Annotated in this window: 17 protein-coding genes; 7 read left to right on the top strand and 10 right to left on the bottom strand. The window is 66.0% G+C overall.

Annotation, left to right across the window (positions count from 1 at the left end; translation table 11 throughout):
- Window positions 1–119 precede the first annotated feature (119 nt).
- The gene (locus tag ACE3TH_RS05235; RefSeq protein WP_374598041.1) at window positions 120–2,159 is read left to right on the top strand and encodes an NAD(+) synthase; all 2,040 of its coding nucleotides are present in this window, start codon (window positions 120–122) and stop codon (window positions 2,157–2,159) included.
- A gap of 1 nt (window position 2,160) precedes the next feature.
- Here the strand turns inward: ACE3TH_RS05235 and ACE3TH_RS05230 are convergent, their stop codons facing one another.
- Both ACE3TH_RS05230 and ACE3TH_RS05225 read right to left on the bottom strand, forming a co-directional pair.
- A complete protein-coding gene (locus tag ACE3TH_RS05230; protein WP_374598039.1) occupies window positions 2,161–3,036 on the bottom strand; it encodes an alpha/beta fold hydrolase in 876 nt (291 codons plus the stop codon).
- An 81-nt stretch (window positions 3,037–3,117) separates the two neighbouring features.
- On the bottom strand, window positions 3,118–3,630 hold the full coding sequence (locus ACE3TH_RS05225) for a D-glycero-alpha-D-manno-heptose-1,7-bisphosphate 7-phosphatase (protein ID WP_374598037.1): 513 nt from the start codon (window positions 3,628–3,630) through the stop codon (window positions 3,118–3,120).
- 194 nt (window positions 3,631–3,824) lie between these two features.
- Between ACE3TH_RS05225 and ACE3TH_RS05220 the strand changes: the two genes are divergently transcribed.
- The 4 genes from ACE3TH_RS05220 (at window position 3,825) to ACE3TH_RS05205 (ending at window position 7,892) form a co-directional block, all read left to right on the top strand.
- A complete protein-coding gene (locus tag ACE3TH_RS05220) occupies window positions 3,825–4,991 on the top strand; it encodes a DegT/DnrJ/EryC1/StrS family aminotransferase (RefSeq protein WP_374598035.1) in 1,167 nt (388 codons plus the stop codon).
- Between the two features lie 4 nt (window positions 4,992–4,995).
- The gene (locus ACE3TH_RS05215; RefSeq protein ID WP_374598033.1) at window positions 4,996–5,931 is read left to right on the top strand and encodes a Gfo/Idh/MocA family protein; all 936 of its coding nucleotides are present in this window, start codon (window positions 4,996–4,998) and stop codon (window positions 5,929–5,931) included.
- A gap of 4 nt (window positions 5,932–5,935) precedes the next feature.
- Window positions 5,936–6,430, top strand: coding sequence for a hypothetical protein (locus tag ACE3TH_RS05210; protein WP_374598031.1), 495 nt, complete (start codon window positions 5,936–5,938; stop codon window positions 6,428–6,430).
- Between the two features lie 91 nt (window positions 6,431–6,521).
- Entirely contained in the window at window positions 6,522–7,892 is a 1,371-nt protein-coding gene (locus ACE3TH_RS05205; protein WP_374598029.1) for an NAD-dependent succinate-semialdehyde dehydrogenase, read from the top strand.
- Window positions 7,893–7,895: 3 nt separating this feature from the next.
- Here ACE3TH_RS05205 and ACE3TH_RS05200 read toward each other — a convergent pair whose 3' ends face one another.
- Both ACE3TH_RS05200 and ACE3TH_RS05195 read right to left on the bottom strand, forming a co-directional pair.
- Window positions 7,896–8,351 carry a MaoC family dehydratase gene (locus tag ACE3TH_RS05200; protein ID WP_374598027.1) on the bottom strand — a complete coding sequence of 152 codons (456 nt, stop codon included), beginning with the start codon at window positions 8,349–8,351 and terminating at the stop codon, window positions 7,896–7,898.
- A gap of 52 nt (window positions 8,352–8,403) precedes the next feature.
- The gene (locus tag ACE3TH_RS05195; RefSeq protein ID WP_374598025.1) at window positions 8,404–9,396 is read right to left on the bottom strand and encodes a threonine/serine dehydratase; all 993 of its coding nucleotides are present in this window, start codon (window positions 9,394–9,396) and stop codon (window positions 8,404–8,406) included.
- A gap of 84 nt (window positions 9,397–9,480) precedes the next feature.
- Between ACE3TH_RS05195 and glpK the strand changes: the two genes are divergently transcribed.
- Together glpK and ACE3TH_RS05185 are read left to right on the top strand one after the other, a co-directional pair.
- Window positions 9,481–10,986, top strand: a complete 1,506-nt coding sequence (glpK, locus tag ACE3TH_RS05190; RefSeq protein ID WP_374598023.1) for a glycerol kinase GlpK — start codon at window positions 9,481–9,483, stop codon at window positions 10,984–10,986.
- On the top strand, window positions 10,983–12,089 hold the full coding sequence (locus ACE3TH_RS05185) for a phosphotransferase family protein (RefSeq protein ID WP_374598021.1): 1,107 nt from the start codon (window positions 10,983–10,985) through the stop codon (window positions 12,087–12,089). The genes glpK and ACE3TH_RS05185 overlap by 4 nt, the downstream gene beginning before the upstream one ends.
- On the opposite strand, the gene ACE3TH_RS05180 is transcribed toward ACE3TH_RS05185, so the two are convergent.
- The 6 genes from ACE3TH_RS05180 to ccmC form a co-directional block, all read right to left on the bottom strand.
- Window positions 12,086–12,907 carry a hypothetical protein gene (locus ACE3TH_RS05180; protein WP_374598019.1) on the bottom strand — a complete coding sequence of 274 codons (822 nt, stop codon included), beginning with the start codon at window positions 12,905–12,907 and terminating at the stop codon, window positions 12,086–12,088. The two genes, ACE3TH_RS05185 and ACE3TH_RS05180, sit on opposite strands and share 4 nt — an antisense overlap.
- Window positions 12,908–13,013: 106 nt before the next feature.
- Complete coding sequence (locus ACE3TH_RS05175) at window positions 13,014–13,772, bottom strand: DUF1223 domain-containing protein (RefSeq protein ID WP_374598017.1); 759 nt, start codon at window positions 13,770–13,772, stop codon at window positions 13,014–13,016.
- Between the two features lie 52 nt (window positions 13,773–13,824).
- Window positions 13,825–14,067, bottom strand: a complete 243-nt coding sequence (locus ACE3TH_RS05170; RefSeq protein ID WP_374598015.1) for a hypothetical protein — start codon at window positions 14,065–14,067, stop codon at window positions 13,825–13,827.
- A gap of 42 nt (window positions 14,068–14,109) precedes the next feature.
- A complete protein-coding gene (locus ACE3TH_RS05165; RefSeq protein ID WP_374598013.1) occupies window positions 14,110–14,718 on the bottom strand; it encodes a DsbE family thiol:disulfide interchange protein in 609 nt (202 codons plus the stop codon).
- A complete protein-coding gene (gene ccmD / locus ACE3TH_RS05160) occupies window positions 14,715–14,867 on the bottom strand; it encodes a heme exporter protein CcmD (protein ID WP_374598011.1) in 153 nt (50 codons plus the stop codon). The genes ACE3TH_RS05165 and ccmD overlap by 4 nt, the downstream gene beginning before the upstream one ends.
- Complete coding sequence (ccmC, locus tag ACE3TH_RS05155) at window positions 14,860–15,591, bottom strand: heme ABC transporter permease CcmC (RefSeq protein ID WP_374598009.1); 732 nt, start codon at window positions 15,589–15,591, stop codon at window positions 14,860–14,862. The genes ccmD and ccmC overlap by 8 nt, the downstream gene beginning before the upstream one ends.
- Between the last annotated feature and the right edge of the window lie 39 nt (window positions 15,592–15,630).

Raw genomic sequence — 15,630 nt, 5'->3', positions numbered from 1 at the left:
GTTTAGCGGGGCGGGACGGGCGCGTCATCAGCTCAATCCGCACACGGCATCGACCCGCAAGTCCGAGGATGACGCTGTCAGGCCGGACCGTTACAGTGTCGGCGATCAGGATGCCGCCCTTGCCCCAAACTCACCCCTTCCATTCCGCACGCACACACGGCTTCGTCCGCGTCGCCGCCGCCACGCCGGTGGTGCACACCGCCGATCCCGTGTCCAATGCCGGGGAGCACGCCGCGCTGATCCGGCGGGCGGGCGAGCAGGGCGTGGACCTGATCGTCTTTCCCGAACTGAGCCTCAGCGGCTATGCCATCGACGACCTGCTGATGCAGGACGCTCTTCTGGCCGAGGTCGAACGTCAGATCGCCGTCCTGGCCGAGGCTGCGGATGCGGCCGGTCTGGTCGCCGTGATCGGAGCCCCGGTCCGCAGTGGCGACGCCCTGTTCAACTGTGCCGTCGTGCTGGGATCGGGCTCGGTGCTGGGCGTGGTTCCCAAGACCTATCTGCCCAACTATCGGGAATACTATGAGAAACGCTGGTTCGCGCCCGCCGCCAGCCGTGCCGAGGATACGGTCCTGCTGAACGGTGAGACGGTCGATTTCGCGCCCGGCCTGATCTTCGAGGCAGTCGATCGCCCCGGCTTCGTCTTCGCCGCCGAAATCTGCGAGGACTTCTGGGCCCCGCAGCCGCCCTCGACGCGGGCGGCACTGGCGGGGGCACGCATCCTGCTGAACCTGTCGGCTTCCAACATCGTGATCGGCAAGGCGGACGAACGCGCCGTGCTGTGTGCCAGCCAGTCGATGCGGGCCCAGTGTGGCTATGTCTTCACCGCCTCCGGCTGGGGCGAAAGCACCACCGATCTGGCCTGGGATGGTCAGGCGACGATCCATGAACTGGGCGCGAAACTGGCCGAGGGAGAGCGGTTCGCGCTGGAGAGCCATCTGACCATCGCCGACGTAGATGTGGAGCGGATCGGTCTGGACCGCCTGCGCAACGGCACCTTCGCCGACTGCGCGCGACTTGAGGGTGAACCCGCCACCATCGTGCCGTTCGAAGCGGGCGAGCGCGAGGGGGCGACCGATCTGATGCGGCCGCTGGACCGCTTCCCCTTTGTGCCGGACGATCCGGCGCGTCTGGATCAGGACTGTTTCGAGGCCTTCAACATCCAGGTCCAGGGCCTCATGCGCCGGTTGAAGGCGACCGGGTCGCAGAGCCTAGTCATCGGGGTGTCGGGCGGTCTGGATTCGACCCAGGCCCTGCTGGTCGCCTGCCGCGCCTTCGACCGCATGGGCCTGCCGCGCACGGGCATTCTGGGCTTCACCATGCCGGGGTTCGCGACCTCGGAGGGCACCAAGTCCAACGCCTGGGCGCTGATGAAAGCGCTGGGTATCACCGGTGCAGAGATCGACATTCGGCCCGCCGCCGAGCGGATGCTGAAGGACATCGGCCACCCCTATGCCGAGGGCCAGCCGGTTCACGACATCACCTTCGAAAATGTTCAGGCCGGTCTGCGTACCGATTATCTGTTCCGTCTGGCCAACCAGAACGGCGGTCTGGTGCTGGGGACCGGCGACCTGTCCGAGCTGGCTCTGGGCTGGGCCACCTATGGCGTCGGCGACCATATGAGCCACTACAACGTCAATGGCGGCGTGGCGAAGACCCTGATCCGGCACCTGATCCGCTGGGTCGCGGCACGCGAGCACGAGGGCGCAGCGGGCGAAGTCCTGCAGGCCATTCTGGACACCGAGATTTCGCCCGAGCTTGTGCCGGCCAGGGACGGCCAGATTCAGTCGACCGAGGCGACGGTCGGGCCGTATGCGCTGAACGATTTCTTCCTTTTCTACATCACCCGCTTCGGCCTGAAGCCGTCCAAGGTGGCGTATTTGGCGCATCAGGCGTGGAAGGATGCCGCGACGGGACTTTGGCCCGCGAACTCTCCGGACAACGAAAAGGTCGAATACGATCTGGCCACCATCAAGGCTTGGCTGCGCAAGTTCCTGGTCCGCTTCTTCCAGACCAGTCAGTTCAAGCGCTCGACCGTCCCGAACGGACCCAAGGTGGTCACGGGCGGCTCGCTATCGCCGCGCGGCGACTGGCGGGCCCCGTCCGATGCCACAGCACGGGTCTGGCTCGACGAACTGGACGCCAACGTCCCGGACTAGGTCAGGGCAGCTCGCTCAGGAAGGGGAACAGGGCCTCCTTGACCGCCGGCTCATCCAGCATGGGCGCATGTCCCACTCCAGGGACTTCGACATAGTCCATCTTGGGCGCGCGCTTGCGCATCTTGGCCGCGATCTCGGGGCTGAGCAGGTCTGAGGTTTCGCCGCGAACCAGCAGAACCTGGCGCCCGCGTGTCAGCCGCCCGAACATGGGCCACAGATTGGGAACCAGGGCCTTGGCTCCGGCGGCACGGATCGGCACGGCGATGTCGGGATCGTAGTCTGGCACCGGTGCCCCTTCGGTGCCGATGCGGAAAGTTCGGCGGGCGAAGGCGTCCCAGTCCGCGTCGGTGTAGTGCGGGAAGGCGATCTCGTTCAAACGTCTGGCATGAGCGGCGGCGTCGGCCCAGTCGTTGATGATAGTCGGCTGCCCGGCATAGCTGGCGATACGGGCCAGTCCCACGGGTGAGACTTCGGGCCCGATGTCATTCAGAATCGCCCCGGCCACGACCTTTGAGCGGATCGCCGCGATGGCCATGGTGATTAGCCCGCCCATGGAGGTGCCGATAAAGACCGCCCGTTCGATGCCCAGCGCCGACATCAGGGCCAGCACGTCCTGGGCATAGGTCGCGGGCTGATAGGTCATGGGATCTGTGGCGCGGTCGGATTGGCCGCGGCCCCGTACATCGACAGCCAGGACACGACGCCCGGCCAAGGCAATCTGAGGCGCGATGACCTCGAAGTCGGCCGCATTGCGCGTCAGTCCATGGATGGCGATGACCGGCAGCTTCGCCTGACCGGCCACGGCGGCATAGTCCCGGGCCGACAGATTCAGGCCGTCGGCGCTTTTCCAGCGGCGTTCGACGAAGTTGGCAGGCATGGCAGGCTCCGTGTGCTTCCGGCACAGTAATTCATGGTCGGGAGAAATCCCATGCGTCCGATCGGCTGCATGGGGATGTGCTCAGTCGCCCAGCAGGTCGGCGACGAACCGGTGCAGATCGCCACCGTCGAAGTGAAAGCCCGATACGCCGGCACGCCGGGCCGCCTCCATATCCGACGGCTGGTCGCCGATCATCAGCGAACGATCGGGGTCCAGCCCATGCTCGACCACGGCCCTCAGGATCATCCCGGGATTGGGCTTTCGGTCGGGATGATCGGGATGGATGAAGGACGCGACTGAACCTTCGGAATGATAGGGGCAGGCATAGACGGCATCGATGCGAGCATCGTCGTCGGCCAGGGTCTGGACCAGCAGGCCATTGAAGGCCTGCATCTGCTCCAGGCCGAACATACCGCGCGCTACGCCCGACTGATTGGTCACGATGACGCAGACGAAGCCCGCCGCGTTCAGCATGCGGACGGCCGCTGCGGCACCGGGCATCAGGCGCAAGTGATCGGCGCGGTGAGGATAGCCGACGTCCTCGATCAGCACGCCGTCACGATCGAGAAAGGCGGCGGGGCGGCCTGGGGTCATGTGCCGGGATTAGGCGAAGCCGGGTCGGACTGGCAAGCGGTCGCGCCCGCTTCGTTGCAAGCCGTCACCGGATGTGACCCTGCGCGATTTGGCGCGAGCGGACGCTTTTTGCTAGTGACCAGCCTCCCGACGCGCCGCAAGCTGGCGGCGTCACCTGCCCGACCCACTATGTCGCGCCTTCGGAGCCATTCCGCATGACCATCCCCTTCATCGACCTTCAGGCACAGCGCCTTCGCCTCGGCGGAAAGATCGAGGCCGCCATTCAGGAGGCGGTCGTCGGCGGGGCCTGGGTCATGGGGCCACAGGTTCGTCAGTTCGAGGCCGATCTGGCCGCGTTCGGACAGGCGAAACACGCCCTGGGCTGCGCAAACGGGACTGACGCCCTGATCCTGCCGCTGATCGCCTGGGGCATCCGCACGGGCGACGCCGTCTTCTGTCCCAGCTTCACCTTCACCGCGACGGCCGAGGTCGTGCCCTGGCTGGGGGCGACGCCGGTCTTCGTCGATGTGGATGCGAAGACCTTCAACATGGACCCGGCCCATCTTGAGTCCATGATCGAGGCGACGCTGAAGGAGGGGCGGCTGAAGCCCCGCGTCGTCGTCGCCGTCGATCTGTTCGGTCAGCCCGCCGACTATCCCGCCATCCGCGCGATCTGCGACAAGTACGGGCTGAAACTGATCTCGGACTCGGCCCAGGGGTTCGGCTGCACCCTGCACGGCGATCATCCAATCAAATGGGCAGATGTGACGACCACCAGCTTCTTTCCGGCCAAGCCGCTGGGCTGCTACGGCGACGGTGGGGCGGTGCTGACAGACGACGAGGACCTGGCCCAGGAGATGGATTCCCTGCGTGTCCACGGCAAGGTCGTGGCCAAGGACATGCAGGCGGGTGCCGCCGAGTTCGCCCACGACCCCAAATACCTGGCCATGCGCATCGGCATGAACAGCCGCCTCGACACCATCCAGGCCGCCGTCCTGATCGAGAAGCTGAAGGTCTTCAGCCAGGAGATCGAATGGCGCAACGCCGCCGCCGACCGTTACAATATCGGCTTGGCTCCGCACGTCGCCAGCGTGCCGCAGGTCATCGATGGCGGCGTCTCCATCTGGGCCCAGTACACGGTCGAGCATGAGAACCGCGATGGCCTGGCCGCGCATCTGAAGGATCAGGGCGTACCCACCGCTGTCTACTATCCCGTACCCATGCATCTGCAGCCGGCCTATGCGCGCTTCTCGGCGGGCGAGGGTAGTCTGCCGGTGACCGAGCGGCTGAAGGAGCGGGTCGTTAGCCTGCCCATGCACTCGGACCTCGACGCGCCGACGCAAGGCCGCATCATCGACGCCGTCGCGTCCTTCAAGGGTTGATCGCATGAACCAGAACCAGACCCCCCTGAAGGTTGGCGTCGCCGGCGTCGGCGTCATGGGCCGCAACCATGCCCGCGTGCTGGGCGACATCCGCGACTTCGATCTGACCCACATCTTCGACGCCGATGCGGTGACGGCTCAGGGCGTGGCCGAGCTGTATGGCGCGACGCCGGTGACCTCGGTCGAGGCCTTTGTCGAGGCCGGGCTGGAGGCGGCGGTGGTCTCGACCCCCAACCGAACCCATGCCGATCTGGGTGTGGCCCTGCTGGAGCGCGGGGTGCATGTGCTGGTCGAAAAGCCGATCGCCGCGACCGTGGCCGATGCCCAGCGGCTGATCGATGCGGCCAAGGCCAATAACCGCGTCCTGATGGTCGGTCAGGTCGAGCGGTTCAACCCGGCGGTCGATGCCGTCAAGCGTGCCATCGCCGACGAAAAGGTCATCTCCATCCAGATCACCCGCGTCGGTCCGTTCCCGCCACGCATGGGCGAGGTCGGGGTGGTCATCGATCTAGCCGTCCACGACATCGACATCATCCGCCATCTGACCGACAGTGAGATCGTCGAGATCCAGCCGCAGCTGGCCCGGACCAAGGCGGATCGCGAGGACACGGCCCTGCTGCAGTTCCGGCTGGAGAATGGTGTGATCGCCCACATCACGACTAACTGGGTCACACCCTACAAGACCCGCACTCTGCAGGTCGCCACCCAGAACAAGTTCGTCGTCGCCGACCTGATGACCCGCCAGGTCACCGAGTATTTCGGCCAGCAGCCCGACGGCAGCTATTCGACCCGCGGCGTCATGAGCTGGCCCAGCGAGCCGCTGAAGAAGGAACTTGAAGCCTTCGCCCACGCCATCCGTACCGGCGAGACGCCGGCGGTGACCGGCGAAGACGGCCTGCGGAACCTGGAAGTCGCCCTGCGGTGCCTCGGCGAGGTCTAAGGCCATGTCGCGGCCGAGCCGCCAGATCGGCCGCAGGCTTGGGTTGGCGGCGACGTTTTTGGTCGTCGGACCGATCGCGGGAGGGCTGACCTTCCCTTTGGTCGTCGTCATCGATCGCTTGATCTGGCCGGAGAAAACCGTCCGTTTCGCCTTGGCGGGCATGGTTCTGGTCGGTGTGGTCCTGACGATTCTACCGTCGCTGATCGCAGGCTTGGCCGGTGCCGTCACCTCGCGGGTGTGGAAGGGACAACAGGGCTGGTTGGCCCAAGCGGCGGCGATTGGTGCAGTCGTGACCATGCTGGAGGGTGTGCTGTTCGCGCTCTTCTCTGGGCCCAATGCCGCTGCTCTGTTCCAGACGACGCAGTCCGCGACACGCACGCTGATGCTGATCGTGATGTTTGGGCTCGTCGGCGCTGCCGCCGGTCTGGCGGGTGCGGCAGCGACCCAGGCGTGGCGTCCGAAGAGTCTGACCGGCCTCTATGCGGAAACCTTCGACTGATCGTCCGGGGGCGCGTGGCGTCAGGTCGCGGCAACGGGTGGGAGCGGACAGCGTTTGGCTGTGACCCGTCACCTCGCCGATCGGACACATCATGGCCTACCGCACATTGAACCCCTTCACCGAAACCGTCGTCAAGGCATACGATCCGCATACGGATGATCAGGTCGAGGCCGCTCTGGCCAAGGCGGATGACGTCTTCAAATCCGACTGGTGCCAAGGCGATATCGCGCCGCGTCTGAAAGTCCTGTCGCGTATGGCCGAGCTGCTGACGGAGCGCAGCGACGACTTCGCGGCCAAGATGGCCGAAGAGATGGGCAAGCCGGTCACCCAGGGCAGCCAGGAGATCGAGCTGTGCGCCGGCATCGCGCAATACTATGCCGAGAAGGCCCCCGAGCTTCTGAAGCCCCAGCCCTATGACAGCCAGTTGGGCGAGGCCTGGGTGCAGCATCATCCTGTCGGCGTGCTGCTGGCCGTCGAACCGTGGAATTTCCCGATCTATCAGCTGATCCGCGTGATCGCCCCGGCCATCGCGGTCGGCAATCCGGTGCTGTTCAAGCACGCAGGCATCGTGCCGGGCTGTGCGGAGATGTTCGAGGGGTTGGTCAAGGATGCCGGTGCGCCCGAAGGAATGGTGGCGACGCTCTTCATCTCCTCGGAGCAGGTGTCCGACCTGATCGGTGACGACCGCATCCAAGGGGTCGCCCTGACCGGGTCGGAGGGCGCAGGCTCCAAGGTCGCGGCGCGCGCGTCTGAGATGCTGAAGAAGTCCACCCTGGAACTGGGCGGCAGCGATGTATTCGTCGTGCTGGATGATGCCGATGTGGCCGCCGCCGCCAAGGCTGGAGCCGAAGCGCGCCTGGCCAACGCCGGCCAGGTCTGTACGGGTGCCAAGCGTTTCATCGTCCAAAAGGCGGTCGCCGACGCCTTCATCGCCGCCTTCACGGACGGTTTGAAATCCGCCGTCATGGGTGACCCGCAGGACGCTTCAACAACTCTCGGCCCGCTGTCGTCCGAAGACGCACTGGAGGGCCTGACGACACAGGTCGATGCCGCTGTCGAACATGGAGCTGAGCTGCTGCTTGGCGGCAAGCGCGCGGATCGCAAGGGCTTCTTCTATGAACCCACCATCCTGACCGGGATCACCTCTGACAACCCTGCCTTCCATCAGGAGTTCTTTGGACCCGTAGCCCAGCTCTATGTCGTCGATGACGACGATGCCGTCGTCGCCCTCGCCAACGATTCTCCCTACGGTCTGGGCGGCTCGATCTTTTCGGGCGACGCTGACCGCGCCCGCAAGCTGGCCTCGCGGATCGAGGCCGGCATGGTCTTCATCAACACTCCGACCACCTCCATGCCTGAGCTGCCGTTCGGCGGCGTCAAACGCTCCGGCTATGGTCGCGAGCTGGGCGACCTGGGGATCAAGGAGTTCGTGAACCGCAAGCTGGTCGTGGTCGCGGGCTGAGGCTCAACCGCCGACCATCTGCATGCCCAGCCACTCGGCGATCAGGGCGGGCTTGTCCCCGCCCTCGATCTCGACGGTGAGTTCGTGCTTGATCAGCCAGCGGCCACCGCCCTTGTCCTCGGCGGACAGCAGCTTGAACCGGCCGCGCACTCTCGAATTGACCGGCACCGGCGCAAGGAAGCGCAGCTTGTCGAAGCCGTAGTTGACGCCCATGACCACGCCCTCCAGCGGGGCGACGGCTTCATAGGACATGCCGGACGCCAGGCTGAGCGTCAGGAAGCCGTGGGCGATGGTGGTGCCGAATGGGGTCTGCTTGGCCAGTTCGGGATTCACATGGATGAACTGGTGATCGTTGGTGACCTCGGCGAAGGTGTCGATGCGGGCCTGGTCGATCTCGATCCAGCTGGAGACCCCGACCTCGGTGCCGATCAGGGATTGCAGTTCGCTGGGCTTGGGCATGGCGGTCCTCGTCTGGGTTTCGGGACCAGACTGACCGGGTTGCCCGGCGCGATCAATGGGCGACGAATCGGCCCTCGATAATGTCCGAGAACAGACCCGGATCGACATTGCCGCCGGATAGTACGAGGACCGTCGTCTTGCCCGCCGCCTCGACTTTGCCTGACAGCAGGGCGGCCAGCGATACGGCCCCGCCTGGCTCGACCACCTGTTTCAGGGCCCGGAAAGAATAGGCGACAGCCTCCGCGACTTCCGCATCCGATACGGTGACAACGCGGTCCAGGCGCCGGTTGATCGGAAAGGTCAGCTCGCCGGGCCGGTCGGTCATCAGGGCATCGCAGATCGAAGGATGCGCCACTGGCGCGTGCGTCATCCGCTCGCCGGTTGAGAGTGACAGCAGGGTATCGTTATAGGCTTCGGGCTCGACGCCGATCACGGGCGTCGCTGGCGAGAGAGCCGCCATCGACAGGTTGATCCCGGCGATCAGCCCGCCGCCCGACGCACCACACAGCAGTTGATCGATCCGCTCGACACCCTGCTCGCGGGCCTGTTCGACGATTTCCAGTCCCGTCGTGCCCTGTCCTTCGATGATGAAGGGGTCGTCGAAGGGGCGCACCAGGACGCTGTCCCTGGTGGCCGCGATCTCTTCGCCGATGGCCTCGCGGCTCTCGGAATAGCGATCGTACATCCGCACCTCGCCGCCGAAGGCGATGACACCTTCGACCTTCACCTTCGGGCTGTCGGCGGGCATGACGATGATGGCGTGAGTACCCATGCGGCGTGCGGCGGCGGCCACCGCCTGGGCATGATTACCCGAAGAATAGGCGACGACGCCGCGGGCCAGTTCGTCGGCGCTCAGGCGGCTGATCCGGTTCCACGCCCCGCGGAACTTGAAGGCCCCCGCCACCTGCAGGTTCTCGGCCTTCATCAATACGCGTCCGCCCAGCCGTTCGTTCAGGGCCGGACTTTCGATTAACGGGGTGCGGACCGCGTGGCCGGCGATCTGGCGGGCGGCGTCGCGGACGCCCTCGAAGGAGGCGGTGTGCATGGCCCCTCTTAACTCGGCGGGCGGGCTTTGCGTAACCCCGCGCTCAAGTAGCCCAAAGAGCGATAGCGCATTAAGACTGCCGTGATGAAAAGCCTGATCCTCGCCATCGACCAGGGCACGACTTCGTCGCGCGCCATCGCCTTCGAATCGGCCCCGGAAGGCGGACTCCAACCGGTGGCGGTCAGCCAGATCGAACTGCAGCAGCATTTTCCGAAGTCCGGATGGGTCGAGCATGACGCGGCCGAGATCTGGTCGGCCACGCTGCAGACCTGTCGTGAGGTAATCCGCAAGGCGGGCGGTGTCGGACGGTTTGCGGCCATCGGCATCACAAACCAGCGCGAGACGGCGGTGCTGTGGGACGCGCAAACTTCCGAGCCTCTGCATCGCGCCATCGTCTGGCAGGATCGGCGGACGACCGATGTGACCGCACATCTGGTTGCGGCGGGGCATGAGCCGGAGGTTCAGGCCGCGACGGGTCTGATTCTCGATCCTTATTTTTCAGCCTCCAAATTCGCCTGGCTCCTTGACGCTGTGCCGGGCGCGCGCGACGGGGCGGCTTTGGGCCAGGTGAAGCTGGGCACGATCGAAAGCTGGTTGATCTGGAAGCTGACGGTGGGCACCAGTCACGTCACCGACGCGACGAATGCCAGCCGTACCTCGCTGATGGACCTGAAATCCCGCCATTGGCGACCCGATCTGGCCGCATTGTTTGATGTTCCCCTTTCAGCCCTGCCCCAAATACGCGGCTGTGCCGATCATCTGGGGGACTCCGAGCCGTCACTGTTCGGATCTGCCTTGCCTATCCATGGCGCGGCGGGCGATCAGCAGGCTGCGCTGGTGGCGCACGGCGCGCTGAACCCCGGCGACGCCAAGATCACCTATGGGACCGGAGCCTTTCTGGTCGCCAATGTGGGATCGGAGCCGGTCGCCTCGACCAGCCGGCTGCTGGGCACGCTGGGTTACGACGCCAATGGCCAGATCGCCTATGCGCTGGAGGGGTCGATCTTCTCGGCAGGGTCGGCGATCCAGTGGCTGCGCGACGGGCTGAAAGTCATCTCCGAGTCGCGCCAGTCCGAGGCCATGGCGCAGAGCCTGCCCGACAATGGCGGCGTCTATCTGGTACCAGGCTTCACCGGACTGGGCGCGCCTTGGTGGGAACCTGAGGCGCGCGGCACCATCGTCGGCCTGACGCGGGATACTGGTCCAGCCCATATGGTACGGGCGGCGCTGGAAAGCCTGGCCTATCAGACGCGCGATCTGCTGGACGCCCTGGCCCGTGACGGTGCGCCCAGGCTGAAGGTACTGAAGGTTGACGGTGGTGTGACCGCCAATGCTTTTGCCATGCAGTTCGTGGCCGACATCTGCGACATCACGGTCGAGCGCCCGGCGTTTCAAGAGATGACGTCGCTGGGTGCGGCCAAGCTGGCGGCGCTCGGCGGGGGACTGATCGACGATCTGGACGACCACCCGGTCGAGGCTCCCGCGGTCTGGACGCCGCGCATGGGTGCGTCCACGCGCGAAGCATTGCTGAAGGGCTGGCGCGGAGCGGTGCGCGCGGCCATCATCGCCGCAAACCCGGATGACGCATGACCCAGACCGACGCTGCCACCACCCAAGATGACAACATCAACGTCGACGCCCAGGCGGCCTTTTCCGGCACGCGCGAGGTCGACCCGCGCTACCGGCTCGACGAACCGGCGCTCGAACGCTGGCTGACGCAGAATGTTGAAGGCTATGCAGGTCCGCTGACGGTCCGCCAGTTTAAGGGCGGCCAGTCCAATCCCACCTACGAACTCACCACGCCGGGTCACACCTATGTGTTGCGCCGCAAGCCGCCGGGCACGCTGCTGCCCTCGGCCCATGCTGTCGACCGTGAGTTCACGGTCATCTCGGCCTTGCACGCGCAGGGCTACCCCGTCGCACGCCCGTATACTCTGTGTCCGGACGATAGCGTGATCGGCTCAATGTTCTATGTCATGGACAAGGTCGAGGGTCGGGTGCTGTGGGACCTCAAACTGCCCGGCATGTCCCCCGCTGATCGGCGCAGCATTTATGACGCCCAGGTCGATGCCCTGGCCGCCCTGCATGCGTTCGATCCCGCCGCCATCGGACTGGGCGACTACGGCCGGCCCGGCAACTATTTCGAGCGGCAGGTCGGGCGCTGGACCAAACAGTATCGCGCGTCCGAGATCGAACCGAACGCGGCGATGGAGCGACTGATCGAATTTCTGCCTGCCACCCTGCCGCCGCAGGGGCCGACGCGGATCGTGCACGGCGACTTCCGCCTCGACAATCTGATCATGGCTCCGGACGCGCCTCGGGTGCGGGCCGTGCTGGATTGGGAGTTGTCCACCTTGGGTGATCCGATGGCGGACTTTTCCTACCTGCTGATCGCCTGGGTCATTCCGGCGACCCAGAAGAACGGCCTGGCCGGGATCGACATCGAAGCCTTGGGTATCCCGTCGGTGGCCGAAACAGCAGAACGGTACGCCCGGCAGACGGGCGGCAAGATCCCCGCTAATCTGGACTGGCTGTTCGCCTACAACCTGTTCCGTCTGGCCGCCATCTGCCAAGGGATCGCGGGGCGGGTGAGGGACGGCACGGCTGCCTCGGCCCATGCTCGAACGATGGCCGCCCAGGTGCCGATGCTGGCCGACGGCGCGCTTGCCTTTGCGAAGAAGGCCGGGGCCTAGTTGCTGAGGATCTGAACCTTGGTCCAGACGTCGCCCCGGTTGACGATGTCGATCCTCAGGCGGGCCGCTGTCGCCGGCGACAGGGTGCAGCTGGGGTAGTGGTCGTCCAGACCGTCGGCGCAGAGAACCTGGCCCCGATCATTCCGCACCACCAGATCGATGTTGGTGTCCCCGTCGCCAATGGCTGCGACCCTGAGCAGCTGGGCCCCACGCGCATCGATATTGAAGCTCCAGCGTTCGCGCGAGTTCAGTCGCTTGACGGTCGAGATCGGCCCCACCCCGAAAGGTGAAGCCCTGACACCCAGCATGGGCGCGGGGGGTGCGGCGGGCATCGGCACAGCTGGAGCGGGGGGTGGTACCACAGCGGGCGGCGGTGGAGGTGGAGCCGCAGGAAGCGGTCCTGGTGCCGGCGGTGGCGCTGCGGCCTCTGCGCTGCTTGGGGGCTGACGCCGAATGCGCGACCCGGTCACCACAATGTCCTCCACATCGTTCTGGTTTTGGCCCAAGGCGGCTGCCTCCTGACGCAGGCCCTGAGGCGTCAGAACGGGCGTGAGACCTGCGTCCCCATCTGGTCCGGTCCGCATCGGCACGTCGTCCAACATTCGCGCAGCCGTCAGCAGACCTTCGGCGTCCCGAGTCTCGCGGGACCAGTCGACCAGATAGGCCACCATCAGGGCTCTCGAGACGCCCCGGGACTCCGGTGTCTCGTTTGCGCTTGCCGGAAGCTGAGTAGAGGCATGCGGCGCATAGGTGGCCTGGGCAGGCAAGGCGGTCGTTGCGGCCAGGACGATCATTGCCGAGAAATGCAGGGGTTTCATCGCGTCGCCTTTGCCGCTTCGGGCCCTCAGCCGTCGATTTTACAGGGTCTGCCAGGGCGCGCGACCTGCGCCACTGACCAAACCTGATGATTCCGTCGGGACAGCGTCAGCGCGGTGCCAGCACGGCACCGGCCAGAATACGGCGACTGCCCTTGGCCTGGATCAGCACGGCGACCGCCTCACCCTGAGCCATTTCATCAGGCAGGGGATAAAGGACCGGGCGACCGCTCCACTCCCCCAGGGTCTCCACCCCAACGACCACATTGGTGTGACGCAGGCGGCGGCCACGGTTCTCGCCCGACGATACCACAACGGTCTGTGCGCCGGGCATGTAGCGCACGGCTACGACCTCCGCCCCGCCTTCAGGAGATGTGCCGGATCCCACGCCAACTCGGTCGCCTGTTTCGCGAAACTCGATCTCGGGCGGATTGGCCGGACGCGTCGCCTCCTCGTCGATGGCCGCCTGAAGAGCGGGCGGTTGGGCCGGGGCCACCTGACGACGGCCGTTGATGACGATCTGGGGCGTGGAGACGTCGCGCACGCGCAAGGGACGGCGATAGGCTCTCTGCCGCTGGGCGAACTCTGGCCGCGCGAAGGTGTCCCGCCAGCCTAGATAGTCCCAGTAATCGACGGCATAGGTCAGGGCGATCACGCCAGGCTCATCGGCGACGGCTTCCAGCCGGGTGTTGGCCTCGGCGCAGACGCCGCAGCCCTGGGCGGTGAACAGTTCGACCACGACGGCATCGCTGGGACCGGGGACCTGATGGCGCACTTCGGGCACGCCTGTCGTTTGGGCGGTCGAGGTCGCCGCGACGAGGGCGAGCCCGAGGGCCGCCGCGGGTATGATCCAGCCCCGGTTACGCATGCGCGACCATAAACACGGCGCGCCCAGATGCGCCGCTCATTTTCGCGTGAAGTCAGACGCGGATATCGACCAGCGAGCCGGGGCGTAGGTCGCGCTGCATGGCGGAGCCGGTGCTGTCGGAGCGCGACGCTGTGGTGATTGAGGGCCGCACGGCGACCTCCGTCTTCGTCACCGGCGTTGGCGAAATTCCGGCCAGGGCGGCACGGAAAAAGTCGGACGAGCGCGCCGCCTGTGCCGCCGGCTGCGGGGCCGTCGGGAACAGGGTGGAGGGCAGGTCAGGCCGAATCGCGCTCATGCCGACAAGGTTAACGAAAACGGTGTGGAGAGGGTTAACGCCTTATTCTGCAGGGCGCGGTGTGGCGGTCGGCAGGGGCCTGGCCGGCGCCTGCATGGCCTCCACAAGCCGGTCGACCTCGGCATCGCTGACCAGCGGGCCGGAGAATTTCGCTACAACCTTCCCCATGGCATCGACGGCGAAGGTTTCGGGTGCACCGGTGATGCCCAGGTCCAGCCCGGCGCGACCCTCCCGGTCCACCAGCACGATCGAATAGGGGTCGCCCAGTTCGTCCAGAAAGGCGCGTGTGGCGACGGGATCGTCTTTCCAAGCCACGCCGACGACAGCCACACCCTGTTCACGCAAGGCAAGCAGCCGAGGGTGTTCCACGCGGCAGGGCGCGCACCAGCTGGCAAATACATTGACCAGCATAGGCTTGCCGACGCCGGCGGTCTTCAGATCGACCTGGCCTGGCCCCGCCTCTGTGCCGGTGAGGATGGGGAGAACCGTCTCTGGGATGGTCTGGCCGACGAGGGCGGCTGGGCGATATTCACTGCCCAGGGTCTGGCCCTGAGACAGCGACCTCGACGCCACATCGCCCAGTTTCAGCGCCGCGAACACGACCAGCCCCACCAGCAGTGCCAGCGGAATGAGGGCAAGCCAGCGGTTCATAACCTGTCGTCCTCCAGCCGCTTCAGAGCCGACTTCCAGCGGCGCGAGGCCATCAACGCCCGCATGGTCAAGGCGGTCAACACGACTGCGCTGATCGCCCAGCACGGCCAGACGTAGGCTCCGTAGGCTCCCATATCCAGATCAGGCATGATCGGCCTCCATGGCGCGGCGGGCGCTCAGCGACATCACCCGGCGGCGCACGATCTCGGTGCGGATCGAGGTGATCCAGTAGGCCAGGAAGAAGACTCCGAACGCCGCCATCATGATCAGCAGCGGCGTCAGCATCGCCGGGGCGACCGACGGCCCATCTTCCCTCAGCAGGCTGGCGGGCTGATGCAGGGTATTCCACCAGTCGACGGAGAACTTCACGATGGGCAGATTGATTAGACCGACCAGTCCCAGAACCGCAGCCGCTCGTGCCGCCTTGGCCTCGTCGTCGATCGACGCTCTCAGCGCCATATAGCCGATGTAGAACAGCAGCAGGACCAGCTCCGACATCAGCCGCGCATCGCCCCAGACCCAAAAGGCCCCCCACATCGGCTTGCCCCAAAGACTGCCGGTGATCAGGGCCAGGAAGGTATAGGCCGCTCCGGGCAGGGCGGCCGCCCGCGCCGCCGCATCGGCCAGCGGATGGCGGAAGACCAGGGCGAAGAAGCTGGAGATGCCCAGCGCCAGATAGATGCCCAGACCCACCGAGGCGGCGGGCACATGCACGAACATGATCCGCACCGTATCGCCCTGCTGGTAGTCCTCGGGTGCGACGAAACTCAGCCAGGTGCCGATGGCCAGCAGCACGGCTGCCCCGACCCACAGCATAGGCGTGAGCGGGCGCGTGAAGCGCAGGAACCGATCGGGATTGGCGAGGCCGAACATCCGCCTCCCTTTAAGGGGCTTGGCCGCGCCGCGCTATAC

The sequence above is a fragment of the Brevundimonas sp. genome (assembly GCF_041919755.1).
GTDB lineage: Bacteria > Pseudomonadota > Alphaproteobacteria > Caulobacterales > Caulobacteraceae > Brevundimonas.
Note: the sequence above shows the minus strand (reverse complement) of the source record. Positions and strands in the feature narration are given on the sequence as shown.